This is a genomic window from Pseudomonas sp. HP_14 (genome assembly GCF_055283875.1).
Map to the genome: position 1 here is coordinate 71,366 of NZ_JBTOQI010000043.1, position 25,200 is coordinate 96,565.

Consider the following 25,200-nt stretch of genomic DNA (forward strand, 5'->3'; position numbering starts at 1 on the left):
TATCGAAATCCCGTTAGCTTGCGCAGCGTGCTTTGCAGGGATTCTATTTGCTTGCACAGTGGAGATATATATGGCTAAGGTTGACTCTTTGTTGCGTGGATCGAGCAAATGGACCGAATTACTGCGGCCAAGGTGTTTTTGGAGACTGTGGGTAGGGGAAGTATCTCCGGTGCTGCTGAGCATCTTGGGATGTCGCGGGCGATGGCTACGCGCTATGTGGGTTCAATCGAAGAGTGGGCCCAGGCACGTCTGCTGCATCGAACGACGCGCAAACTCAGCCTGACTCCTGCAGGGGAGTTGCTGGTCCCGATCTGCCACGAGCTCGTCAGGTTAAGTGCAAGTGTGTGTGCAATAGGAACGACATTGGAAAGCACGCCGAAGGGCCTCGTGCGAGTAACGGCGGCCTCGATTTTTGCGGAATATTGTCTAACCGACGTTTTGATGAGGTTCTTGCAGCTGAACCCTGCCGTTTCAGTTGACCTGCAAGTCGTAGATCGGATGACCAACCTTGCTGAAGACGGTATCGACCTGGCGATCAGAGTCACCAATGATCTTGACCCTAATCTGATCGCAACCAGGCTCGGAGAAGTGCAGTCTTACATTTGCGCAAGTCCCGAGTATCTGTTGAAACACGGTACACCTGTTGATGTTCAAGATCTCGCGGCCCATAACTGCCTGACGTACGCCCACTATGGGCGAAGCGTGTGGTATTTCCGTGGTGGGGAAGAGGCGATCACGGTTCCAGTGGCGGGCAGTTTCACGACGAACGAAGCGGCTATCGTTGTGCGTGCTGCATTGAGTGGAACTGGTATCGCGATGCTCCCCGGCTTTGCCGTAACACGAGACATCGCCGAGGGCCGCCTTGTACGTCTCTTTTCGGACAAGCAAATATCAACGCTCGGCATCTATGCGGTCTACCTCTCCAGGCATCGAATGCCTAGTGCTCTGAGAGCGTTGATAGAGTTTTTGAAGGGCGCTTTAGGTAATGATGTTGCGGGCCATGCCAGTATTGCTGAAAAGTCGGCCTGAACCAGCGCGATTTGCAAAGCACTGCATCCTGCGATGCCATTTTTGCAGGCGGGATTTTTTTGTCAGAACTCATCGAGTTTTCTCAAGAACTAGATGATTTCAAAATGATACCATTCCCACTTCAAATCAGATCGTGTCAGTTCGACACATGGAATCCCGATTGGGAAAGGAAACCTGAATGTCATCGTTGCAAGCCGAAATGCTGGTTGAGCAGAAAGTCGCGAATGCCAAGAAATCTACGGGTGTCGCTTATCTGCTGTGGTTCTTTTTGGGCGGGTTCGGCGGTCACCGTTTTTATCTCGGCAAAACGGGCACTGCAGTTGTTCAACTGATCATTACCCTTATTGGTTGCTTCACCATTTTCCCTCTGATCATTACGGGCATCTGGCTGTTGATTGATGCTTTTCTGATTCCGGGAATTATTCAGGCAAGCGCCGAAAAAGCTCGTCATGAGGCACGTCTTGAAGTGGCAATCCTTCAGCAAAAATAAATTTGCAATAGTCGCTGGCGGCTTGAATTGCGTAGCACGCAAGTCTGTCAGTGGGTTCGTAGAATCAGGGAAGGGCGCCGGCGAGGCGCCTTCTTTGTTTGTGTTTTCCGCAAGCTCGCTACTTCTTCAGTAGGGCGAGTAAATGTATCGCTCTCAATATGCATGACCCAATTTCGTAAGGCCGAAAGGATGCGCTCTGTATCCCGCGACCTTGAGTAATCTGTATCTGTCGGCCGCTCCGTCAGGCTGATACGGTTTACATCCCTTGTGTTTTGAGCCCGCCATGATTGAACTTACCGCTTTCCCGTTCGGTACAACCGACTGGTCGACAATCGAACCTGTAGAACATCCCGGTGAAACCGGTACTGCTTACTGGCGCACCTGCCAGTTTGGTTCGGTCCGTGTTCGCATGGTCGAATACAGCCCCGGTTATCTGGCTGATCACTGGTGTTGGAGAGGCCATATCCTGCTGTGTCTGGAGGGCGAATTGCACACCGAGCTGGAGGATGGCCGACAGTTCATCCTTACTGCCGGGATGAGCTATCAAGTGAGCAATGACGCCGAAGGGCATCGATCATTTACCACTACCGGTGCCAGGTTGTTTGTGGTGGACTGAAGCGCTCTGAACATCACCCCATGTCTTGTCGCAGGATCTATTGATGCCGTTTGGTTTTCATAAAATGCATGCCAATGGCGATGACTTCGTCGTTGTGGATACGCGAAACGCTGCCAATCCGTTCACCAGTGCCGTTGCCCGGCGATTGGGTGACCGGAATCGGGGTCTTGGCTTCAATCAACTCGCGGTGCTGCTGGATTGCGATGATGCAGCGGCGCGCTTGATATTCTGGAACGCGGACGGCTCTTCGCTGGATGCGTGTGGAAGCGCGACGCGGGGTGTTGCCGATCTGTTGATGCGCGAAGCGCACGTCACGTCGGTAACGTTAAGGACGAATCGCGGATTGTTGGCGTGCGAGCGAACATCGAACGGTGATATCGCGGTCGACATGGGCAAGCCGCTGTTTGGCTGGGCGGATATTCCGCTGGCCCTGGAGCTGGACTCGGTTGTTTTGCCTCTGGCCGGTCGTCCGACAGCTTGCAGCATGGGCAATCCACACTGCACTTATTTCGTAGAAGATCTGGCCGATGTCGATATCGCTAAAATCGGTCCAGCGCTTGAGACCAATGACTTGTTTCCGCTCAAGACGAATGTGCATTTTGTTCAGATTATGAGTCGCCAGCATATTCGATTGCGTATCTGGGAGCGGGGGGCTGGCATTGCGCTCGGTTCAGGCTCCTGCTCCTGCGGCGCGGTTGTGAACGGTATTCGTCGTGGCCTGCTGGACTCATGTGTCGAAGTCGAGTGCGATGGCGGAAGCGTAACGGTTCGCTGGGACGGCAGAGGGCCGGTGTTTCTTATCGGGTCGGTAGAGAGTGTTGCGTCGGGTGAGATAGCGGAGGGACTGCTAGCGTTGCAGGCTTGATGCACCGCGGCGTCCCCATCGCGGGCAAGCCTCGCTCCCACAGGCCCTGCGTCGGGCGTACTCTGCCGACGCCATTAGTCAGGAAACGGCAGCGACAGTAGCCAGTGGCTGAAGGTGTTCAGCGAAGGCAGATGCTGGTAGCGGGTCGCGTAGACAAGGTAGTAGCTGCGTCCGCTGTCCATCGAGTCAAACCGTGCAACGAGTTCGCCGCTTTTGAGCTCGTCCTGCACGAGTATTTCAGGGACCAGTCCTATCCCGATGCCTGCCGAAACTGCCTGAATAAGATGTGCCGTGAGCTCAAAGCTCGGGCCGGATCTCATGTTTCGGTGGTCGACATCATGGCTGTCGAACCAGTCCGACCAGGCGTTTGGCCTTGATACCACGTTCAACAGCGCATGCTCGGCCACGTTAGCCGGTGACATGGAGCGGCACTCAGGCAGGGCAGTGGGGCTGGCAACGACGACGAGTTTTTCGCTGAGCAACTTATGCGAGATGTAGCCTGGCCATTCGCCTGAGCCGACGCAGATGATGGCGTCCATGTCGTGAGTGGTGGGCTGGGTTTCCGCTTGAATAATCCGTGAGTGGATGTGCACCAGTATCCCGGGGTGTTTTGCATAGAACTCATGCATGCGCGGTAGCAGCCACTTCGAACCCAAGGTTGGCAGGACTGCCAGATTCAATGGCCCGCCATCATTCTTGTACGAAATGGTCTGCAAGGTTGCGCTGCGAATGCGCCCCAGCGCTGCCGCCAGCTCATGCTGGTACAGCGCACCTGCGGCGGTCAGTTCGATCTTGCGCCCGTCACGTCGGAACAGTTCGACTTCAAGTTGAGCCTCCAGCGTCTGCACCTGGCGACTGACAGCGCTTTGGGTCAGCGTCAGTTCCTCGGCTGCCTTGGTGAAACTGCCATGCCGGGCGGCGGCCTCAAAAGCGATCAACAGCGACATTGATGGGGTCAGTCTTCTAGGGTTCATTCATAACGCTCATGCAAACCCAGCAGGAATTACGCTTGTGACCAAGCCTGAGAGGCGCAAAAATTAACAAAAAATAGAGTCTGATGCTCTGCGTGCGATAAGCCGAGCATGCCCAACGTGAATGCATAGATTAGCTTTTTAGCCTGTAGGAATTCCACATGATTGCCCGGTTGCCGCTGCCTGATGTCCAGAACACCACGTACGAAGCATTTCTCGACGCGCTCCAGGCTGCGGGTTTTCGTGGCGAAATAGTCCGTGATTATGGCGCCCGGACGGTATTGGCAACGGATAACTCGATTTACCAGCGTCTGCCCCAGGCGGCAGTGTTCCCTCTGGATGAACAGGACGTAGCGGTTGTTTCCCGGCTGGTCGCTGATCCTCGGCACAGCAAGGTCGTCCTCACTCCCCGTGGTGGTGGCACGGGCACCAATGGTCAGTCGTTGACTGACGGGGTGGTCGTTGATCTGTCCCGCCATCTGAACAACATCCTTGAGATCAATGTCGAGGAGCGTTGGGTCAGGGTGCAAAGTGGTGTGGTCAAGGATCAACTCAACGCCGCGCTCAAGCCTCACGGGTTGTTCTTCGCGCCCGAGCTTTCGACGTCAAACCGCGCGACGATTGGCGGCATGATCAACACCGATGCAAGCGGGCAGGGCAGCTGCACTTACGGTAAAACCCGAGACCATGTGCTTGAGCTTTCCACGGTGCTGCTAGGTGGTGACCGCCTGGACAGCATGCCGATTGATGCCGATAAACTTGCGGTACTCGTGAATCGCAGTGATCGTTCAGGTGAGGTGTATCGGTGTGCGCTGGGCATTGTTGATACGCAGGCTGAACTGATCGAAAGCACATTTCCCAAGCTCAATCGCTGCCTGACCGGATACGACCTGGCGCACCTGCGCGAGCCGGACGGTCGTTTTAACCTGAACAGCGTTCTGTGCGGTTCCGAAGGCTCACTCGGCTTCATCGTTGAAGCCAAATTGAATGTCTTGCCGATTCCCAAGTATTCGATTCTGGTGAACGTGCGTTACGCGGGGTTCATGGATGCGTTGCGCGACGCAAAAGCGTTGATGGAATTGAAGCCTCTTTCCATCGAAACCGTCGATTCGAAAGTCCTGATGCTGGCGATGAAAGACATCGTCTGGCACGGCGTCGCAGAGTACTTCCCGGAAAACCCCGACACGCCGACATTGGGCATCAATATCATTGAGTTCAGCGGCGATGATGAAGAAGTCGTTCAGCAAAAAGTCCATGAATTCGTCTTGCACCTGCAGCGCGACACGTCTGTTGTGCGACTGGGGCACACCCTTGCGGTAGGCGCCGACGCGCTCAAACGTATCTATGCCATGCGCAAACGCGCAGTGGGCTTGCTCGGCAACGTCAAAGGCGAAGCCAGGCCGCAGCCGTTTGTGGAGGACACCGCTGTTCCCCCTGAAAACCTCGCTGACTTCATTCAGGAGTTCCGGGCGCTGCTGGACAGCTACAGCCTGCAGTACGGCATGTTTGGTCATGTCGATGCTGGCGTGTTGCATGTTCGGCCGATTCTGGACATGAAAGATCCGCATCAGGCGGCCTTGATCCGGCCGATTTCCGACGCCGTTGCGGCCCTGACGCAAAAGCACGGCGGTCTGTTGTGGGGCGAACATGGCAAGGGCTTACGCTCCCAGTACGTGCCGGACTACTTCGGTGAGCTTTATCCTGCTTTGCAGGCACTCAAGGCGGCGTTTGACCCGCACAACCAGCTCAACCCGGGCAAGATCGCAACACCGGGGACTGTGCCGAGCGCTCAACTGACCCGGGTCGACGAGGTTCGTTTGCGTGGCGAACTGGATCGCACCATTGATGAGCGCGTGTGGCGCAGCTATGACGCGGCGCTTCACTGCAACGGCAATGGCGCCTGCTACAACTTCGACCCTGATGACGCCATGTGTCCTTCGTGGAAGGCTACGCGCAATCGTGTTCATTCTCCCAAGGGGCGGGCCTCGCTGATCCGTGAGTGGCTGCGACTGCAAGGGGCGCAGGGTGTTGATGTTTTGAATGCCGCCTCCGGGGCGACGCAGAATATCGCCCGGCGAGCGGTGAATACCGTCAGGCAGAAGTTGGGGCAGGACGATTTTTCCCACGAGGTCTACGACGCGATGGCAGGTTGTCTGGCGTGCAAGTCCTGTGCAGGGCAATGTCCTGTGAAAGTAAACGTGCCGGAATTCCGCTCGCGTTTTCTTGAGCTCTATCACAGCCGTTATCTGCGTCCGCTCAAGGATTACCTGATCGGTTCGCTGGAATACACCGTTCCTTATATTGCCAGGATGCCGCGCCTCTATAACTTCGTCATGGGCGCACGTCCGGTTCGCTGGGGGCTGGAGCGCATGGCGGGGATGGTCGACAGTCCTTTGTTGAGCCTGGTGGACTTTGCCGCCGTTTGCCGACGCTGGAATGTCGAGATAGCGACACCGCAGCGCCTCGCACTGCTGTCAGACGCGCAACGGGCAAAAAGTGTGATCCTCGTTCAGGATGCATTCACCCGGTTCTTCGAAACCCCGTTGCTGGCTGATTGGGTGGAGCTGATCTCAAGGCTTGGCTACAAGGTTTATCTGGCCCCTTACGCGCCCAATGGCAAGCCGCTGCAGGTGCAGGGTTTCCTCAAAGCGTTTGAAAAGGCTGCCAGCTTCAACGGCCAGTCACTGTTCAGTCTGCAGCAGTATCAGATTCCATTGGTGGGACTGGATCCGGCGATGACCCTGGTTTATCGGCAGGAGTACGCCAAGGTTCTGGATGCCGACAAGACACCTTCGGTGATGCTGGCGCAGGAGTGGCTGATCAATGCACTGCCGGATGGCGAAGTGCTGAAAGAAGCCGAGCCTTATCACTTCCTGCCGCACTGCACGGAAAAGACCAACGAGCCCGGCAGCATCGGTTTGTGGCAGAAAATCTTCGAACGGGCAGGGCTGAAATTGCAGGTTCAGGCCAGTGGCTGCTGTGGAATGTCAGGCACTTACGGGCACGAAACGCGAAACGCTGCGACGTCGGACATCATCTACGGGCAGTCGTGGAAGCTGCTCATCCAGAAATTCAACACGTCCGGGCGGGTCGTCGCCGATGGCTATTCCTGCCGCAGCCAGGTCAAGCGTCAGGAGGGGACAACGGTGCTCCACCCGCTGCAGGTTTTGCTGGCGCGCTTGAGGGAAGTCGCAGGCTGATTTGGCCACGTTCTGTTGGAGCGGTGCTTGCCCGCGAATCAGTCGATGAGGTACATCAGATGTACCGCGTCACCGTTCTTCGCGAGCAAGCTCGGCTCCTACAGATGGTCGTCGTCCTCGTACTTGAATGGCTACTGCGCGTACAACGGGTAATTCACATAGCCTTCGGCAGTGCCGCCATACACCGTCGCCGGATTGATCGGGTTCAACGGCCAGTCATTGGCGATACGGGCTGGCAGGTCCGAGTTGGCAATGAACGGGCGGCCGAACGCAACGAGGTCAGCCAGGCCTGAGTCCAGCAGTGCCGCGCCGCTTTGCGAGGTATAGCGACCGGCATACATGATCGCCCCGCTGAACGTGCTTCTCACGTCACGACGAAACGCTTCAGGCATCGCAGGGGCGTTATCCCAATCCGCTTCGGCGATGGACAGATAAGCAATACCGGCATTCTCGAGAACCTTGATGGCTTCGATATACGTGGTGTGCGGATCTTCCTCCACCAGGCCCAGGTACGTGCGGGCTTCATCAGTGCTGGTGAACAGCGGTGCGAAACGTACACCGACTTTCTCTTTGCCGATGCACTCGGCGACACCGGCGACGATCTCACGCAAGAAGCGCAGGCGGTTATCCAGCGAGCCACCGTATTGATCTTTGCGGTGATTGCTGTGGGCTGAAATGAATTGGTTAACCAGATAACCATTGGCGCAATGCAGCTCGATGCCATCGAAACCGGCGTCGATCGCATTGCGTGCCGCTTGAATATAGAGCTGAACAAGCTCCTGGACTTCATCGGTAGTCAGCGCTCTCGGCACGGAAGGTTTAACCAGTTCGCCTGCACCGGGTGCGGTTTCGATAAACACGCTTACCTGGTCTGCCGCAACGGCAGAAGCCGATACGGGCGCGGCGCCATTCGGTTGCAGCGCGGTATGGGACACCCGGCCGACATGCCACAGCTGGGCGAAGATAACGCCGCCTTCTGCATGCACCGCTTCAGTAACTTTGCGCCAGCCAGCGATTTGTTCTGGTGTGTAGATACCCGGTGTCCAGGCGTAGCCCTGACCGCGCGGTTCGATTTGCGTGCCTTCGGTAACCAGAAACCCGGCACCTGCGCGCTGGCTGTAATACTGCGCCATGAGTTCGTTAGCGATGTTGCCTGGCTGCGTGCTGCGTTGCCGGGTGAGGGGCGGCAGTACGATGCGGTTTTTGAGCGTGTGATTGCCCAGTTTGGTCGGGGTAAAGAATGGGCTGTTCGTTATCGAGTCGTTCATTGATAGGCCTTGGTCGACATTGAGTGTCTAGGGTTTATTAGACCAGTCGACTATTTTTCATCTGAAAATAATGGACGCTTTGCCGGTCGGCTTGGCGTCCACGGTAATCGTGTCACAGGGCGTTTGAAGCGCGAGAATCAGCCCAGTTTTTTCAGTAACGCTGCAGCGACTGCTGCGGAGCTGGCAGGGTTCTGGCCAGTCACCAGTTGCCCGTCTTCAACTACATAAACCTGCCAATCGCCAATCTTCGAATAGTCGCCGCCCAGACGCTGGAACTCGTCTTCGATCAGGAACGGCACCACCTTGGTCAGGCCAACGGCTTCTTCTTCAGAGTTAGTGAAACCGGTGACTTTACGACCGCTGACCAACGGCTTGCCGTCTGCACCTTTGACATTAATCAGCACACCCGGTGCGTGGCAGACGAAGCCGTGAGGCTTGTTGCTACGGTCAAAGGCTTCAATCAGTGCAATAGAGTCCTTGTCTACGGCCAGATCCCACAATGGGCCGTGGCCACCTGGGTAGAAGACGGCATCGAAGTCTTCAGCGCGGACACCCGACAGCAGGCCGGTGTTGGCGAGGACGCGTTGCGCCTCAGGGTCTTTGCGGAAACGATCCGTCTCAGCGGTTTGCGCATCCGGCTCGTCACTTTTTGGATCGAGCGGTGGCTGACCGCCGGCCGGGGAGACGACGGTGATCTCGGCACCGGCATCCTTGAAAGCGAAATAGGGAGCGGCAAACTCTTCGAGCCAGAAGCCGGTTTTTTTGCCGGTGTTACCCAGTTGATCGTGAGAGGTCAGAACCATAAGAATTTTCATAAAGCACTCCTTGAAGAGGAAAGGTTGGTCAATGAAGCAGCGTGGACATCTACGGCGCCAGTGCTTCTGGTGACCGATGGAGCAGAGCTTAGATTGAAAATAGACCAGTCGTCTAGAGTTTTTTTTCAGATTGCTGCCCTGAAGGTTTGTCTCGTAAACGGAAGGTTGGTTCAAAACTAGACGACTGGTCTAATGTTTGCTATTTTTCGCGCATGAAACCAACTTATGACGATACCCGCCAGCATTTGCTCGACACCGGCCACCGCATGATGGCGGGCAAGGGCTTTACCAGTGTGGGGCTCAGCGAGCTCCTGCAAGTGGCTGGCGTGCCCAAAGGCTCGTTCTACCACTACTTCAAATCCAAGGAGCAATACGGACAAGCCTTGCTCGAAGATTACTTCGCGGGCTATCTGGCGGACATGGATCGACGTCTTGCGCTGCCAAGGTTAACGCCTTGCGAGCGACTGATGGATTATTGGTTGGGATGGCAGCAGCGATGCGTCGAGCCGTTCAGTGGCAATGAGTGCCTGGTGGTCAAGCTGAGCGCCGAAGTGGCTGACTTGTCCGAGTCGATGCGCATCACATTACGTGACGGTGCAGAGCAAATCGTGTCGCGCATCACCGCCTGCATCAAGCAGGGCCAGGCCGACGGTTGCTTGCCTGGCAACGACGCGCGACAGCTGGCCGAAACGCTGTACCAGATGTGGCTGGGTGCGAGCCTGCTGAATAAGCTGCAACGCGATGGGCAGCCATTGCAGACGTCTATGAGCACGACCAGACAGCTGTTGGGTGTCTCAGACAGCGTTTGATTGGTTGGGACAAGATTCGATTTATGCGACTACGGTTTTGTAGGAGCTAACGAGCTTCGCGAGGCTGCGATAGCGGTGTGACTGACATACCGCTTCGCGACCGTCGTAACCTCCGATGGCTCCTACAGGGATCAGGGTTGCGATTTAGATGAGTAATCAGATAGCGCTTGTGTGCAGCTTTGACGCATCCAGTGTGCCGGGAACATGTGCAGCCACAGTTCTCTGTTGCAGGCAGTAATCCAGACTGCCCACCAACCACATGGCGTAGGTCATCAGTTCAATCCCTTCTTCGACAGCTGTCTTGGCCAGACGCGCATAACCGTCGTCCAGAATCAGATGCCAGAGTGCTCCCATGCCAAATACCCGGGAAAACACCAACACGCACAATCCGGTCGACAAGGTCCCGAACGCTGGTGTTCGGGTGAAGGCTGCCAAGGCACGTAGGGTGTCCTCACGGTTTGCCGGGTTGAACGCAATCATCACTGACGTAATGGCGATCAGCAGAAATGGCCAGCACCAGGCGCTGTGACTGATCGGGTCAAAAAGGCCGTCGAGCTCCCTCATCAACAGGCAGGCAAAGAAACCTGCAACCAACGTCTTGAAGCCTTTCTGACCCTCATTGACCGGTGAAAACCAGAAGAGCAGGGCGCAGGCGAAGAGCATCAGTTCCTGAGTGATTTCGGTAAATGAAATTTCCAGCAATTGCGTATCAAATACGGCGATATCCAGCCAGATCATCCCGAAAACAACGCCCGTCAGTACCAGCTTGAGCAGGAGCATGAGTGACGCGGTTTTTAAATCTTTGAACATGAGGGGCAAAACAAAAGCTCCTGGCTTGCGGATGCAACACGATGTGTCACGGCTCGCAAGGGGACGCTATTTCATTAATAATTTCAAATGCTTCCGTTGATTGTCGGAATTGATGAAATTCATACTCATGATTATCTGCCGGGCGCGTAACGCTTTATCGAGTTATCGGGATCCTTGTTTCGCGTCGACATCACAACGATAAGCCTGGTCTTTCTGAGTGCTCACCAACGCTTGGCGCTCGGTTAATTTCGCAGTGATATTGTTCCAGGCGATACTGCCCAGCGGCACCCGGAGCGGCACCTTGTCAGCCTGTGCTATCGCGATCATCTCGTTGGCAATCTTGCTCGCATCGCCCATGGACGGACTGAAATCGCCACTTTCGAGGCGTTTGCGCAGGTCGCCCACCGGGCTGTTTTCATAAGCCGCTGACGGTTGCGCACTGTCGATGCCTGCCAGGAAGTTCGTACCCGTCGGTCCGGGCTCCAAAAGGCACATCTGGATGCCAAAGGGTGCGACTTCCTGAGCCACTGCTTCGATAAACCCCTCCTGACCCCATTTGCTGGCGTGGTACAGACTAAAGCCCGGATAACTGATCCTGCCACCTTCAGAACTGACCTGCAGAACCCGGCCTTTCCGTTGCTTGCGCAGGTGAGGTAACAGCGCCTGGATGAAAAAAATCGAGCCGAGCAGATTGGTCTCGATCTGGCGCCTGATCTGATCCGATGAAAGCTCTTCTGCTGCACCAAATGTTCCGTAACCGGCATTGCTGATAACGATGTCGATATGCCCCAGTGCCTGAAATGCTTCAGCAACAGCCGGGGCGATGCGTTTGCTATCAGTGAGGTCCAGTTGAATGGGGATGAGTGCCGCCGGATAATTTTTTGTCAGGTCGTCGAGTGCCCCGGCGCTGCGGTAGGTTGCAGCAACCCGGTCACCGCGTTTAAGCAGCGTTTCGGTCATCAGTCTGCCGAAGCCGGAGTTTGCTCCAGTGATAAACCATGAAGTGCTCATGTTGATGTCCTCATTTATGTGTGTATTTCAAACCAAGAATGGGACTGTCATGCTGTTCTGAATAGACCATCAATGACGAACAGGCTGATCGAAAATTGCCACTAATCAACGAGCTCAATTTGAAAAGCCTGCGTATGGCGTTAGCCGTCGCTGATACCGGCAGCTTCCGCCGCGCAGCTCATTCGCTTGAGATGGCGCCGTCAAGCCTCAGTCATGCGATTACCGAGCTTGAGCACACGCTCAAGCTGCGCCTGTTTCATCGCACCACGCGCAGCGTTGCGCTGACAGTGGAGGGTGCGGCTTTCCTGTGTCGTATTCGTCCAGTACTCGGCGACCTGAGCGTCGCCCTCGACGAAATCAATCAACAGCATGAGGGCCGCATCAGCGGTGAGCTGCGCATCAATACCCCGTTTGCCGCGGCACGTTATTTGTTGAAAGAGGTCGTGCCGGACTTCATGAGGCTCCATCCGGGCATCGAGCTTGAGCTACGTCACGAGGAGCGGCCGGTGGACATCGTCGCTGATGGCTGTGACGCAGGTATTCGACTGGGCGCGAGTGTTCCGGCCGATATGATCGGAGTGCCGTTTGGTGGCAAGGCACGTTTCGTTCCCGTGGCTTCTCCAGACTATCTTCAGCAATACGGCCGTCCTGCTCATCCGGCAGACCTGATGGCGCATAAATGTATCCGGGTCAGAATGCCCAGAGGTGAGCGCTACGCCTGGGAGTTTGCGCGTCAAGGAGAGGAAATAGAGCTCGATGTGCCGGGCTCGCTGACTGTCAACCGGATGGCCCTGATGATAGAGGCTGCCGAAAGTGGTCTGGGGGTAGCGTTTGTTCTGGAACACGCTGTGGCGCAAAGTCTTGCTGACGGGAAACTGCAGGTGTTGTTGAGCGACTGGTGCCCGGACGAGCCAGGGTTGATGCTCTATTACCCGGGGCGGCGCAATGTGCCTGCTCCGTTGCGGGCGTTTATCGGGTTCATTCAGGCCTTGAGGCGCTGAGGACAGATTCTTACACCTCGCTGTCACGCAGCAAGTGCGGCCGCTTCAGGCACTCATGTTCAATGTGAGGCAGCGATAGCGTTCTGTCTGGTACACCGCTTGGCGACCTTCGTAATCTCCGATGGCTCTTACAGAATCCGGATGTGCGATGCGTTTCACGATCGCGGCGTGTTCAGATCCTGGTGGTCAGCTTGTGCATCATGAAACGATGATCAGCGGAGAACAGGCGGCGGTAAGTCAGCAATACCGCACACACCGTTCCCAGCGCTGAAGACGCGGCAATCAGAAACATGATCACAATCTGGTAGCGCACGGCTTCGGCGGGTGATTGTCCGGCCAGCACCTGACCGGTCATCATGCCCGGCAAGCTGACAATGCCCACCACACTCATCTGATTCAGGGTCGGGGTCATGCCCGCTCTGACGGCTTGTCGCGCCGCCATTTGGGCGGCCTCCCAGCGCGAGCCGCCCAGTGCGAGGATCATCTCCACGGTACTTCGGCCTGACGAGAGTTCCTGCATCATGCGTTCAATGCCCAGTGATACACCAGTCAGCGTGTTGCCCAGGATCATTCCCAGAATCGGAATCGCATATTGCGGTTCGTACCAGGGGCGAATCTGGATGACCAGCAGCAAGCCGATAGCGGTCACCAGCCACGAGCTGCCCCACACCGAAACAATGCTGTCCGCCCGGCGCCCGGCGTAGGTGCGTTTGCCACGGCCGGCCGCAGAAACACCGGCGATGAGCGTCATCAGGCACATCAGCGGCAACACCACATACCAGTAGGCAAATTCGAACACCCAGCCGAGGATGTAGCCGATGGCAAGTAACTGAACCACGGTCCGTATCGAGGCCCAGATCAACTGGCGGCCCAGCCCCAGTTTCAAGCCCAGAGACAAGGCGCCGTTGATCAATATCAGACACGCTGCAATGGCGATATCCGCCGCCGACAAGCTTTGATAATTCATCAGTGATCCATGGCCGTCAGCACACCTGCGTGCATTTCAAGTCGGATGTTGCTCATCCGTTGCGCCTGATCGTGATCATGCGAGACCCATATATAGGCACGCTTGGCTGCGGTGTCATTTGCAAACCACACATCGACTAATGCCTCCACTTCTCTGGATGATTGAGGGTCCAGCGCGGCAGTGGGTTCGTCCAGCAGCATGACTTCCGGGTCTAGCTGAATAGCGCGAATCAGCGAAACGACCTGGGCCTCTCCACCCGAAAGATCCTCTGCGGTCTTCAGTAAAAAGCTTTCTGGTTTGCCAGCCTGGCGCAGAAGTGCTCTGGCTTTCTCAATATCAAAGGTCTGCTGTTTGAAGATATTCAGGCTGTAGGGAAAACGCAGGTTGTCCTCAACCGTGCCATCGACCAGTGCTGGACGTTGCGCAATGTAGCAAACCCGGCTGCGGTAAGCAGGAATCTGCGCAGCCACAACAGGATGATTTCGCCAGACCACTTCACCGGAACCGGGCGCATCCAGCAGCGCCAACGTGCGCAAAAAAACACTTTTTCCAGACCCGGACGAGCCAGTTATCGCCACTCTGTCGCCGCCGCTCAAGGTGAAATTCACCGGGTGCAGCAGTTGAACAGCGTTGCTCTGATCCATGCGACTGAGCGCGCGGGCTTCGACCAGTTTGGAGTCTTGAATGCTCGGCGGGGTGGGTGACGACAAGTACAGACTCCAAAAGCGCAAGGTTAACGGTGAAGTTTGCTCGCGCCATCAGGGTAAATACAAGAAGCCCGGTTACTTAACGCGGTCCTTGCAGCTTGTAGCCCATGCCATGAACGGTGTGCAGTAACGGCGTATCGAACGGTTTGTCGATGGTTTTGCGCAGTGTGTACAGGCTGGTCCGCAGGCTGTCGGAATCCGGTGCATTGCTACCCCAGATAGCCTGCTCGAACTCTTTGCGTTTCACCACCATTGGGCTTTTGCGCATCAGTAATTCGAGCAGCAGCCTGTTGGTAGGGTTAAGTCTGAGCAATGTGCCGCCTCGCCTGACTTCCAGCGAATCCAGGTCGTAAGTCAGGTCATGGATCTTGAGCACGTTCTTTTTCAGGCCGGTGGAGCGCCATGTCACCGCTTCAACCCGGGCATATAACTCCGAGAGGGCGAAAGGTTTGACGATGTAATCGTCGGCGCCCACGTGGAACCCGGTCAAACGATCTTCCAGTTGGTCACGGGCAGTTAGCATGAGTACCGGAACGTTCTGTCGTGCATCCTCCCGCAGCTTTCTGCAGAGCAGATTACCGTCCATGCCGGGCAGCATCAGGTCGAGGATGATCGCGTCGAAATTCCCCGTCGTCGCCAGATGCAACCCCGTGAGGCCATCCAGCGCTCCGACGACTTCGCAGCCCTTGAGCGTGAAGTACTCTGAGACGTTGGCGAGGATGTCTTTATGGTCTTCGATAACAAGTATGCGCATCAGGCTCACATTATTCTGTGGTCTGCCGGGACTGTCGCTTTTTATCCCCGGCATGACGTCTGTTATTTGTTGGCCAATACGCCGTCTGCAGTGTTGTTGCTGCACCCGGCAAACATATCCAGCGAAGGGTCGTAGACGTGAGTATGCACCTTCAGCAAACCGAGCATTGAATGGAACAGGTTGTCTTGGCTGAGGGACGCATTACGTGTTTGTTGCAAACACGCCGTATCAAGGGCAAATGACTGCTGATAGGTATCCGAAAACCAGACCATCATGGGCACGTGTTTTTGCTGGTCCGGGGCAAGCATGTAAGGCGTGCCGTGGAGGAACAGGTTGTATTCGCCCAGCGACTCACCATGGTCGGAAAGGTAAATCATCGCGGTGTCTACGTTGGCCTGGTTATGGCGCAGGATATCAATCAGGCTTGCTAACACATGATCGGTGTAGAGCAGGGTATTGTCATAGCCGTTCACGATGCTGTCCCGGCTGCACTTGTCCAGCGCGTTGCTTTCGCAGACGGGGGTAAATTTCTCAAATTCCTTCGGATAGCGTTTGAAGTACTCCGGGCCGTGGCTGCCCATTTGATGCAGTACCAGCACGGTATCCTTGTCCAGATGCTCAATGAAGTTCTGCAGCCCCTGCAGCAGGATTTCATCCCTGCACTCACTGTTGGCACACAGGCCAGGGTCTTTCAGGTTGCTGACATCCTGCAGCGTAACGCGGTCACAGGTACCTTTGCAGCCAGACTGATTATCACGCCAGATCACGTCTACTCCGGCACGCTTGAGTACATCCAGCAGACCTTCCTCTGTTTTGGCCGTGGAAGCGTCGTAGTTTTTACGGCCCATGTTGGAAAACATGCACGGCACCGACACCGCTGTCTCAGTACCGCAGGAATGTACGTCAGTAAAGGCAATCAACCCTTGCTCGGCTCGTAGCTGCGGCGTTGTATCCCGGTTGTATCCGAGAATCCCGAAGTTCTCGGCGCGTGCACTTTCACCGACGACCAATACGGTTAACGATTTGCGCGGTCGCTGTGCCCAGGCGCTGTCCCGAGAGGCGTCTTCGCCGATTTTCAAGAAGGGTTTTTGCGCCGTAACGATTTGCTCATGCAGGTAGCCGATTGAGGCACCAATGTAGTTGCTGGGCACGACCATCAAGCGTAACTCGTGGTGGTTGCGAAACAGTGATGACAAGCCTTGATAGTTGAGTAATGCGACGCCGCCAATAGCCGCAGCACAGCCGATACTGACCAGTGTCTTGCTGATGAGCTCGCGGGGCAACGGGCGATAGTTAATGGGTGTCTTCCACAACAGGAACGACGGCAACAGGCCAAGCAGCAAAATGTAAACAAATAGTTTAAGTGAAAGTAAATCCCACACTTCAGTCGCGTTGGTCTCAGCGAAGTTTCGTAACATGCCAGCGTCGATCAGTACCCCATAGCGGCTCATAAAGTAAGCGACGCCTGCACTGATCATGAATAAGGCGATCAGCACCGGTTTAAATATTTTACGAAAGGCCAGTAACGTGAGCGTGATGTTGAAAACACCAAACAACATAATACCGAACGCCAGGCGCAGCATTGCGTTGTGGTCGGTGATACTTAAAAGGTGCTGCCACAGCCTGCTGTTGAATCCGAGCAACAAGAAGGCGCTGGCGAGCAGTGTCGCCACCTCGGGGCGTATGGGTTTAATTTTAAACATGTGATTCCGCTTCACTCAATTAGGGAGGGCGCTCGGGTGTGGCTGAGCATGACGTCTCCAATGGCGCAGACTTTAGGCAGCGAATGATCAAATTTTTGTGAAAAACATGCCAATAAAAAGTAGGGGTGTTGGTAGAAGTTAATGCTAATTGTTAGCAACTGAACGGTGGCTGAATAACCGTATTTCAGTGCATCTTTTACGACTTATTTTTCACATTGTTTTCACCGCTCTCCCACGTGGCTCACTTTAGGCTGCTGCCCACAGTACGGCGAACTTCAGAACACAGCGCCTGACGTTTGTCAGGGTGGTATTTTTTGCAGGAGCGGTGGCGTGAGCACTACCTTGATCAATGAGCAGGTTCTTTCCGGTAAAGCCTCTTTCGCTTCAATGTTCAGCGGCCGTTCAGTAATGGCCATGGCGGTGGCTATTTTGGCCGTGGTATTAATTATCTGGTTTTACAGAATGACACCGGTTGTCGACTTAAGTATCCATAACAACTTTAATAACTCTAACTTGTATGAGCGCTGGACCCGAGGCGATGTTGTGGTCATGGTCCGACACGCAGAACGCTGTGATCGCTCTGGCAACCCGTGTCTGGGCAGCGCGGATGGCATCACGGTCAACGGCAGTCATTCGGCGCAGGCGGTGGGTGTCGGTATGCAGCAGATGGGCCTTGAAAACGCCCAGGCCATTGCCAGTCCGCTGACTCGCACTCGTCAGACCGCTGACCTTATTCTGGGCCGAGTCGTGCCAACCCAGAGCTGGGTCAGCGATTGTAATAGTGGTTTCAGAGACTCGGTTCTTGCCCACAAAAAGTCTGCACAGAATCTGGTGCTCATCACCCATAGCGGTTGCATTGATCAGTTCGAACGCAAGATGGGTGTACGCGCCGGGGATCGTTCCAGTGAATACGCCCAGGCTGTGTTCGTGAACGTAGACGGTAAACATGCGCCGAGCATCATCGGTTCAATGGACGCAGCGCAGTGGAAAAACATGACGATTGGGCAGGTGAATTGATGAAGGCCTCAAGTGCCCGTTCCGGTTTCTATTCCCGCTATCTGGGCTTGCCCGTGTTGTTGGCGTTGCTCACCTTTCTGGCTTTTGATCTGACGGATCTCGACCGGCTGTTCAGCAACCTGTTCTTCGACCCTGTCGTGGGCGCGTTCCCTATCGGTGAAAGTCATCTCTTTGAAAAGATCACTCACAAGTGGGCGCGAATAATTCCGGACTGGACGGGTGAGCTGGCGATCATCGGTGCATTGCTGTCGTTCGTCTGGCCTTGTGTTGAGCGCTATCGTCACACGCAGCCCGGCCGATTTATCACCCGCTCGCGAGTCGTAAGCCCGCTGAAGTTCCTGCAGCGCCACCGTCTGGATTTCTTTTTCGTCATCGTCGCATTTGCACTGAGCACCGGGCTGATTCATTACCTGAAAAGCCACACCAGTATTTATTGCCCGGTGGAAACCACGCTGTACGGCGGGAAGGAGTTGCATAAAGAATGGTTCGAGCACTTCACGTTTTGGCGCGAGGCGGGCGCCGGGCGCTGCTGGCCAGGTGGTCACGCCTCCAGCGCGTTTAGCCTGTTCGCGTTGTATTTCGTCGCGCGACGTTATCGCTGGCAGCACTCCAGGCTTTTATTGGCGGGTGTGGTTTTACTGGGCCTCGTCTATGGCACAACGCGGGTTTTGCAGGGATGGCACTACCTGTCACATACCTTCTGGGCGGGCATTTTTGTCTGGCTGAGCACTTTCCTTGTGGCGCTGTTTTTCTATGGTCGCTCGGCCTTGCAACAGCCGATCCGCGTCAAAGCAGAGCCTCGATTTGAACCAGCGTTAATCAACCCGACGCCTCAACACGTAACAAGCACTGCCTCTGTCATCCAATAACGGAACCTGTCCATGGCTATTGCACTACCAATTCGCGCATCGCGACCTTTTGATTTTCGACTCGCGTTAGGTATCCCCATCGTTTTGATGGGGTTGATGTTGCTGCTTGACCCGACCGCGCTGGATTTTTCCATCGCTCAGATGTTTTACGTGCCGGGAGAGGGCTTTATCGGGCGTAAAAGTTACTGGCTGGAGGACATCCTGCACGACCGTGTCAAGCAGGCGGTGATTCTCCTGTTCGTTCTATTAACGATTGCCTATCTGGGCAGCTGGTTTTCGTCGAAGCTCACGCAATGGCGTCGGCCGCTGGGCTACACGGTGCTGGCCATCGCGTTGACCACGTCAATTGTAACGCCGCTGAAGGTGGTGACGGCCGTGCAGTGCCCGTGGAGCCTGAGCGATTTCGGTGGCACGGAGACTTACACGCCATTGCTCAGTCAGCGACCGGACACCCTCAAACCGGGCCGCTGCTGGCCGGGCGGTCATGCGTCTACCGGGTTTTCGTTGCTGGCGTTGTTCTTTGCCTTGCGTGACCGCCATCAGCGCGGCGCGCGCATCGCCCTTGGGTTCGCGCTCGGGTTAGGGGTGATTTTGTCTGTGGGCCGGATGTTGCAGGGCGCCCATTTCCTTTCCCATAACATCTGGACCCTGCTTTTTGACTGGGTGATCTGTGTGCTCTGCTACCGCTGGATTCTCTATCGTCCGCAGGCACAGGCATCACTCGACTCTGGCACTGCAGAAGTGGCAGGCGGGAAGGGCTGAATATCATGTGCATGCAAATCCTGGGTAAACGTGGCATTGCTGCATTGGCGGTGTTGCTATCTGTCACGGTGCTGACAGGCTGTGAAAGTACCCGGGAACGGCTACTCGCTCAGGGCTATCCAGCGCCGTATGCCAGCGGCTTTGAAGATGGCTGCGGCAGCGGCAGGCAAGCGGCCGGAGCACTGGGTGAGTTTCGCAAGAACGTGCCTGCTTACCTGGATGATCGTAAATACGCCACAGGCTGGGATGATGGTTTTCGCCAGTGCCAGGCCAGCACGACCAGCGATTTTCAGCGTCATGTGGGCATCGACAGCCAGGCCGATCGGGACTGGCAGCACAGCAAGGATCAGGCGTGGAGCAAGGCAATCAGGCATTGACGATAGAGGCTTGGGCAGTGCCTTCGCAGCTCTGCCGTTCACCCCTGATCAAAAATCAGTGCAAAGCGCCCGCGCTGACCGCCACGTCTTCCTTCACGTCCAGCGCTGTGACCACCATTTGCCTCAAGGCAGCAGTGACCTGTTCAGCGCTCATGCTCGGCGTTCCGGGAAAACGCGCAGCTTGTTGCGGCAGATAAGGGATGTGCACGAAACCGGCACGGACCATTGACGAATAGTCGCGCAAGAGATGCATCAGGCCATAAAACACGTGATTGCAGACAAACGTTCCCGCGGTCTGCGAGACACTGGCCGGTACGCCGTTCTCGCGCAACGCCAGCAACATCGCTTTGAGCGGCAGGGTGGAGAAGTACGCGGCTGGCCCGTGTTCGATCACTGCGCTATCGATCGGTTGCTGACCGGCATTGTCCGGGATTCTCGCGTCATCGAGGTTGATTGCTACGCGTTCGAGCGAGATGTCCAGGCGACCACCGGCCTGGCCTACGGCAATCACCAATGCTGGGCGTAGCGCCTGCAGCGTCTGCTCCAGCGCCTTCAGTGACAGGTTGAAAACGCAGGGTAATTGCCGACTGACGATGTGATAGCCGGGCACAACTTCGACGCCATCCAGTGCTTTAACCGCTTCCCAGGCCGGGTTGATTGCCTCACCGTCGAAGGGTTCAAAGCCGGTCAACAGAACAGTTTTGCTCACGTGCATTCCTTTATCGGGCAGGTCGGGAAAAGTGTGACTCTATCACCAGAATGTACGGCGCAACACGTGGCCGTTGGACGGAACAGTATTGTGCCGCAGGGCTGCCTGGCGTCCGGCTCCAGACAGCACGTTACGGGGCAATCGCCTCCCGTTGCAGGAGGCGTACCTTCAGGTGTTACCAGGAATATTTCACGCTGGTCAGAAGGGTGCGACGAAGGCCGGGGTAACACTCATAAGAGTCGTCACAGGTGGCTACGTATTTTTCGTCGAGCAGATTTTGCGCGTTCAGGGAGACGGTGATGTTTTTGTTGATCGGGTAGCTCGCTCCCGCGTCAAACAAGGTGTAGTTGTCGATGTGGTACGTGTTGGCGTTGTCGCCATACAGCACGCCTGTATAACGGGCACCGCCGCCCAGCATCAGGCCATTGAGCAGGTTGTCGCGGAAGGTATAACTCAGCCAGGTCGACATCATGTGTTTCGGCACGTTGGCCGGACGATTGCCTTCGTCGCCTCTATTGCTCTTGGTAATCTCGGCGTTGGTGTAGGTGTACGCCGCGATCAGGTCCCAATTCTGATCCAGTTTTGCTTTGATTTCCGCTTCGATACCCCGCGACTGTTGCTCACCGGTCGCGACCGAAAAACCGGTGGTGGCGCCGTTGACCAGTTCGGCGGTCAGCACGTTGGTCTTGGTCAGGTCGTAGGCCGCCAGGGTCATCAGGATGGCGTCGCTTGGCTGATATTTCACCCCGACTTCCCACTGGTGCGCCTCGCTGGAATCGAAGCCTCTGTTGCTGCTGTCCAGCCCGGTATTGGGTGCGAACGATTCGGCGTAGCTGACGTACGGTGCGAGGCCGAACTCCGTGACATAGGTCAGACCGAGGCGACCAGTGAACGCGTTGTCCTTCTGGTTGGATGAGCCGTTGATATTGGCATGGTTGTCCAGATCGTTACGCACGTAGTCATAGCGACCGCCAGCAGTGAGAATCCAGTGATCATCGAACTTGATCTGATCCTGAACGTAAGCACCGATCTGTTCGATGTTCTGGTCGTAATCGATCGAATTGCCGCTGTTGGCTTGCGTTGGCCGGGTAACGGGCTGGCCATAAACCGGGTTGTAGATGTTCAGGTTCGGCCCCTGAATACGCCACCGCGTAATGTCGGCTTCCTGCCAGGTGTAATCGACGCCCATCAACAGCTTGTGGCTCAGCGACCCGGTGTCGAAGTCCGCCTGCAACTGGTTGTCCAGGGCGAAAGTGTTCATGTGCTGATCGAAGCGATCTGCACCGCGAACCGTCTCACCGGTGGTGGTGTCGACGCTGAAGGGCAGCAGGTTCTGGAAGATCACGTCCACCTGACCGTAGCGTGCGTTCTGGCGAAATTCCCAGGTGTCGTCGAGGCGATGGCGGAATTCGTAGCCGAAGCTGTATTGATCCTGATTCAAGTGGTTGAAGCTGTGATCGCCCATCAGCGTGTTGGTGGTGTGACCGCTCGGAGTGCTGTACGCGAACAGCGAACCGCCGTTGCGGTCCTGCATGAAGTCGCTGAGCAGCGTCAGGCTGGTGTCTTCATTCGGCGCCCAGGTGAAGGACGGCGCGATATACAGATGGTCATCTTTCAGCTCGTGACCATCGGCGTAATCCACTTGGGTGTTGGCATCACGCACCGAACCGACCACCCGATAGAGCAGGTGTTGCTCGTCATCCAGTGCACCGCCCAGATCAAACTGGCCCTGACGGCGGTCATTGCTGCCAGCAGCCAACTGCACTTCGTTGACGTGATTGGCTTCAGGCTTTTTGCTGACGCGGTTGATGATGCCGCCCGCGTCGCCCTGACCGAACAGGGTCGAGGAGGGGCCTTTGACGACATCGATACGGTCATAACCGTAAGGGTCGCTGCGGAAAAACGCGTAGCTGTTGTTCTGCTGGCGCAAGCCATTGAGGTAGTCGCTGGTGGACTGGCCGTTGAAGCCGCGAATGAACAGCCAGTCAAAACCTTTGGGGTCCAGGCCGTAACCTTCGACTTTTACGCCGGGTACATAGCGCAGTGCTTCGGTTACCGTCTGCGCGCCCTGGTCCTGCATCTGCTTGCGGGTGACCACCGAAATGGACTGCGGTACTTCGATGATCGGCGTATCGGTTTTGGTCCCCGCAGCGGTGCGGGTAGCCACGTAGCTGTCCATAGGGCCGGCCGCTGATTCGCCAGCCTTGCCGGAAATGTTGGTCGAGTCGAGTTGTACCGTTGAGGCATCGCCGATCACGGGCACCAGCGAATAGCTACCATTGGCGTGAGGCAATGCCTGCAACTTGCTCCCGACCAGCAACTGCCGCAGGCCGGCATCGGTGCTGTAGCGACCCTGCAAGCCTTGCGTGGTTTTACCCCGTGCCGCGCCGGGTTCGAAGGAAACGGTTACGCCCGCGGTTGCGGCAAACTGTTCCAGTGCCGAACTGACCGAGCCCGCGGGGATATTGAATTCGGTTTCGGTGCTGGTCTGAGCCCATGCGGGAGGTGCGACCATCACGGCAGTCGACGTTGCCCCCAGCATCATGCTGAACACTGCAAAGTGAACCGCCCGCGCCAATGCCCTGGGGGGTGTCTGGATTGACGAGGTATTGATGTGAAGTTTTCCAGTGGTTGGCGTGCGCGGAGACATGCGGGTTCCTTTTTCGTCCTGTTGCGTGATTGCGGCGTCTGTTGCGCCTCTATCTACAAAGTCGAACGAGAACAGGAATCAACAACCCCCTTGGCAGAGTTTTTTCAATGTCGTCCGGCAGTGTCTCCTGAGCCTTCAAACAGGTTCAACACTCGCCCAGTAGCGGCTGAAACGACGAATGCGCACCGGCAAGGTCGTGGTCAGATTTTCCAGGACGGTATCGGTATTGCCGAGGTGAAACGCACCCGAGATGCGCAGCGCCGCAATTGCCGGGTCACATCCCAGGTGGCCGCTTCGGTAACGCTGTAGTTCTGCGATGAAATCCCCCAGCCGCCAATCGTTGACCACCAGCATGCCACGGGTCCAGGCATCGGCCTGTTGGTCGGCCGATTGCAATGGCCCCAGCCTGGCTTCGCTGAAGCTGATTTGCTGGCCAGCGTCCACGCGCACGGCTTCAGTCGAACTGGCGCGGCGCACTTCCACTGCATGCTCCAGCACACAAACCCGGGTCTGGTCGCCTTCCTGGCGGATGATGAAACGGGTACCAAGGGCGCGAATGCTGCCTTCGCGGGTGTGGACGATGAACGGCCGGGCTAGCGTATCTCGTGCGGTTTCGATGAGGATTTCACCGCTAAGCAGGCGCAGTTCACGCAGTTGCGCACTGTAGTGAATGTCTACCGCAGTGGCGGTGTTCAATTGCAGTTGGCTGCCATCGTCCAGGCGCACACGTCGACGTTCACCCGCCCCAGTGCGTTGGTCAGCCAATAAGTTTGGTAACGGCGTGGTTTGCCATGCCACTCCACCGGCGGCACTTGCGGCCAATAGAAGGGACAGCACTTTGAGCACATCACGGCGTTTGGCTCGTGCACTGTTCAATGTCGGCCGAGCGATACCGGGGGTAACCAGTTCGAATTTTGCCTGCAGTCGCCCCAGTCGTTCCCAGGCCTGCTGATGGCTTGGGTCGCACTCAAGCCAGTGGCGATGAGCTTCACGGGTGGCGTCGTCCAGTTCTTCGCAATTGAGGTCCACGTACCAACGGGCCGCGGCTTCCAGAGTGGCACGATCGGGGGCATGGGCGACGGCCACTCAGCAGTCCTCGACCGACAGCAGGCAATGAGTCAGTGCGCGAGCTGCGTGTTTTTTGACTGTGTTTACCGAAACCTTCAACTGCCGACTGATCTCCACGTAACTCAAACCGTCCAGCTGCGCCATGAGGAAGATCTCGCGAGTGCGGCTACCCAGACCATCGAGCAGACGATCGATTTCCACCAGCGCTTCGATGATCAGCAGGCGGGTTTCGGGAGAAATATCGAGTAGCTCAGGGCGCGCGGCCAGGGTTTCCAGGTACGCCTGCTCAAGCGCGCGTCGGCGGAAACTGTCAATCATCAGGCTACGCGCGACGGTACTCAGATAAGCGCGAGGTTCACGCAGTTCCGGCCCCTTGCGCTGCGTCAGGACTCGAATGAAGGTGTCCTGAGCGAGGTCCGCCGCATGCTCTACACAGCCAATACGCTTGCGCAACCATGCGCAAAGCCAGCGATGGTGATCCACATACAACGTATGCACCGCTTGTTGCAGCGACGGGTCGGCAGAGGACATGGAGGAGGCCTGAAAATGATTAACTGGTAATGACTCTCATTTTCATAGTTGTAACCAGGTTTGGCAAGCCTGGCCTGCATTGACGTGTCCAACAGCCTCTTCACAGCGCCGAGCCTGTGAAGGCAAAACACGGTGGCGCAGGGGCTGTGGCTGGACATTGGTCGGAAAAAACCTTTAAAAAAGTGGCATCATGCCGATATC

24 protein-coding genes are annotated in these 25,200 nt (G+C 56.2%); 11 read left to right on the top strand and 13 right to left on the bottom strand.

Translation table 11 applies throughout. From position 1 onward, the window contains the following. Nucleotides 1–108 precede the first annotated feature (108 nt). The 4 genes from ACYASS_RS22135 (at nt 109) to dapF (ending at nt 3,000) form a co-directional block, all read left to right on the top strand. Complete coding sequence (locus tag ACYASS_RS22135; RefSeq protein WP_463587689.1) at nt 109–1,029, top strand: LysR family transcriptional regulator; 921 nt, start codon at nt 109–111, stop codon at nt 1,027–1,029. 178 nt (nt 1,030–1,207) lie between these two features. Next, entirely contained in the window at nt 1,208–1,519 is a 312-nt protein-coding gene (locus ACYASS_RS22140; RefSeq protein WP_463587690.1) for a TM2 domain-containing protein, read from the top strand. 286 nt (nt 1,520–1,805) lie between these two features. Next, nucleotides 1,806–2,135, top strand: coding sequence for a DHCW motif cupin fold protein (locus ACYASS_RS22145; RefSeq protein ID WP_463587835.1), 330 nt, complete (start codon nt 1,806–1,808; stop codon nt 2,133–2,135). A gap of 43 nt (nt 2,136–2,178) precedes the next feature. Beyond that, nucleotides 2,179–3,000: a diaminopimelate epimerase gene (gene dapF, locus ACYASS_RS22150; RefSeq protein ID WP_463587691.1), complete on the top strand. Its 822-nt coding sequence runs from the start codon at nt 2,179–2,181 to the stop codon at nt 2,998–3,000. A 74-nt stretch (nt 3,001–3,074) separates the two neighbouring features. Here dapF and ACYASS_RS22155 read toward each other — a convergent pair whose 3' ends face one another. After that, nucleotides 3,075–3,974, bottom strand: coding sequence for a LysR substrate-binding domain-containing protein (locus tag ACYASS_RS22155; RefSeq protein WP_463587692.1), 900 nt, complete (start codon nt 3,972–3,974; stop codon nt 3,075–3,077). A 158-nt stretch (nt 3,975–4,132) separates the two neighbouring features. Here ACYASS_RS22155 and ydiJ point away from each other — a divergent pair, with 158 nt between their 5' ends. After that, nucleotides 4,133–7,171, top strand: coding sequence for a D-2-hydroxyglutarate dehydrogenase YdiJ (gene ydiJ, locus ACYASS_RS22160; protein ID WP_463587693.1), 3,039 nt, complete (start codon nt 4,133–4,135; stop codon nt 7,169–7,171). A gap of 131 nt (nt 7,172–7,302) precedes the next feature. Here the strand turns inward: ydiJ and ACYASS_RS22165 are convergent, their stop codons facing one another. Beyond that, nucleotides 7,303–8,427 (bottom strand): alkene reductase, encoded by a 1,125-nt coding sequence (locus ACYASS_RS22165; protein ID WP_463587836.1) that lies wholly within the window; start codon nt 8,425–8,427, stop codon nt 7,303–7,305. Between the two features lie 149 nt (nt 8,428–8,576). Continuing rightward, nucleotides 8,577–9,254 carry a type 1 glutamine amidotransferase domain-containing protein gene (locus ACYASS_RS22170; protein WP_463587694.1) on the bottom strand — a complete coding sequence of 226 codons (678 nt, stop codon included), beginning with the start codon at nt 9,252–9,254 and terminating at the stop codon, nt 8,577–8,579. A 212-nt stretch (nt 9,255–9,466) separates the two neighbouring features. On the opposite strand from ACYASS_RS22170, the gene ACYASS_RS22175 reads away from it, so the two are divergent. Further along, on the top strand, nt 9,467–10,063 hold the full coding sequence (locus tag ACYASS_RS22175; protein ID WP_463587695.1) for a TetR/AcrR family transcriptional regulator: 597 nt from the start codon (nt 9,467–9,469) through the stop codon (nt 10,061–10,063). A gap of 156 nt (nt 10,064–10,219) precedes the next feature. On the opposite strand, the gene ACYASS_RS22180 is transcribed toward ACYASS_RS22175, so the two are convergent. Together ACYASS_RS22180 and ACYASS_RS22185 are read right to left on the bottom strand one after the other, a co-directional pair. After that, entirely contained in the window at nt 10,220–10,843 is a 624-nt protein-coding gene (locus ACYASS_RS22180; RefSeq protein WP_463587696.1) for a hypothetical protein, read from the bottom strand. A gap of 192 nt (nt 10,844–11,035) precedes the next feature. Beyond that, nucleotides 11,036–11,884, bottom strand: a complete 849-nt coding sequence (locus tag ACYASS_RS22185; protein ID WP_463587697.1) for an SDR family oxidoreductase — start codon at nt 11,882–11,884, stop codon at nt 11,036–11,038. Between the two features lie 119 nt (nt 11,885–12,003). On the opposite strand from ACYASS_RS22185, the gene ACYASS_RS22190 reads away from it, so the two are divergent. Then, nucleotides 12,004–12,885: a LysR family transcriptional regulator gene (locus tag ACYASS_RS22190; RefSeq protein ID WP_463587698.1), complete on the top strand. Its 882-nt coding sequence runs from the start codon at nt 12,004–12,006 to the stop codon at nt 12,883–12,885. Nucleotides 12,886–13,057: 172 nt separating this feature from the next. On the opposite strand, the gene ACYASS_RS22195 is transcribed toward ACYASS_RS22190, so the two are convergent. The 4 genes from ACYASS_RS22195 to ACYASS_RS22210 all read right to left on the bottom strand — a co-directional run bounded on the left by ACYASS_RS22195 (nt 13,058) and on the right by ACYASS_RS22210 (nt 17,016). After that, complete coding sequence (locus tag ACYASS_RS22195) at nt 13,058–13,852, bottom strand: ABC transporter permease (protein WP_463587699.1); 795 nt, start codon at nt 13,850–13,852, stop codon at nt 13,058–13,060. After that, nucleotides 13,852–14,496 (bottom strand): ABC transporter ATP-binding protein, encoded by a 645-nt coding sequence (locus ACYASS_RS22200; RefSeq protein ID WP_463587837.1) that lies wholly within the window; start codon nt 14,494–14,496, stop codon nt 13,852–13,854. The genes ACYASS_RS22195 and ACYASS_RS22200 overlap by 1 nt, the downstream gene beginning before the upstream one ends. 142 nt (nt 14,497–14,638) lie before the next feature. Beyond that, nucleotides 14,639–15,313 carry a response regulator transcription factor gene (locus ACYASS_RS22205; RefSeq protein WP_463587700.1) on the bottom strand — a complete coding sequence of 225 codons (675 nt, stop codon included), beginning with the start codon at nt 15,311–15,313 and terminating at the stop codon, nt 14,639–14,641. Nucleotides 15,314–15,375: 62 nt separating this feature from the next. Continuing rightward, complete coding sequence (locus tag ACYASS_RS22210; protein ID WP_463587701.1) at nt 15,376–17,016, bottom strand: phosphoethanolamine transferase; 1,641 nt, start codon at nt 17,014–17,016, stop codon at nt 15,376–15,378. 330 nt (nt 17,017–17,346) lie between these two features. On the opposite strand from ACYASS_RS22210, the gene pmrG reads away from it, so the two are divergent. Genes pmrG through ACYASS_RS22230 form a run of 4 tightly spaced genes read left to right on the top strand, consistent with a single transcriptional unit; the run spans nt 17,347 to nt 20,041 of the window. Further along, nucleotides 17,347–18,033: a lipopolysaccharide core heptose(II)-phosphate phosphatase PmrG gene (gene pmrG / locus ACYASS_RS22215; RefSeq protein ID WP_463587702.1), complete on the top strand. Its 687-nt coding sequence runs from the start codon at nt 17,347–17,349 to the stop codon at nt 18,031–18,033. Next, entirely contained in the window at nt 18,033–18,902 is an 870-nt protein-coding gene (locus ACYASS_RS22220; protein WP_463587703.1) for a phosphatase PAP2 family protein, read from the top strand. The genes pmrG and ACYASS_RS22220 overlap by 1 nt, the downstream gene beginning before the upstream one ends. A gap of 12 nt (nt 18,903–18,914) precedes the next feature. After that, nucleotides 18,915–19,664 (top strand): phosphatase PAP2 family protein, encoded by a 750-nt coding sequence (locus tag ACYASS_RS22225; protein WP_463587704.1) that lies wholly within the window; start codon nt 18,915–18,917, stop codon nt 19,662–19,664. An 11-nt stretch (nt 19,665–19,675) separates the two neighbouring features. Next, a complete protein-coding gene (locus ACYASS_RS22230) occupies nt 19,676–20,041 on the top strand; it encodes a hypothetical protein (RefSeq protein WP_243246041.1) in 366 nt (121 codons plus the stop codon). 55 nt (nt 20,042–20,096) lie between these two features. On the opposite strand, the gene pcp is transcribed toward ACYASS_RS22230, so the two are convergent. The 4 genes from pcp to ACYASS_RS22250 form a co-directional block, all read right to left on the bottom strand. Then, the gene (gene pcp / locus ACYASS_RS22235; RefSeq protein WP_463587705.1) at nt 20,097–20,750 is read right to left on the bottom strand and encodes a pyroglutamyl-peptidase I; all 654 of its coding nucleotides are present in this window, start codon (nt 20,748–20,750) and stop codon (nt 20,097–20,099) included. 175 nt (nt 20,751–20,925) lie between these two features. Then, nucleotides 20,926–23,295 (bottom strand): TonB-dependent siderophore receptor, encoded by a 2,370-nt coding sequence (locus ACYASS_RS22240; protein WP_463587838.1) that lies wholly within the window; start codon nt 23,293–23,295, stop codon nt 20,926–20,928. Nucleotides 23,296–23,535: 240 nt separating this feature from the next. Further along, nucleotides 23,536–24,486, bottom strand: a complete 951-nt coding sequence (locus ACYASS_RS22245; protein ID WP_463587706.1) for a FecR domain-containing protein — start codon at nt 24,484–24,486, stop codon at nt 23,536–23,538. Beyond that, a complete protein-coding gene (locus tag ACYASS_RS22250; RefSeq protein ID WP_463587707.1) occupies nt 24,487–24,999 on the bottom strand; it encodes a sigma-70 family RNA polymerase sigma factor in 513 nt (170 codons plus the stop codon). Nucleotides 25,000–25,200 lie beyond the last annotated feature (201 nt).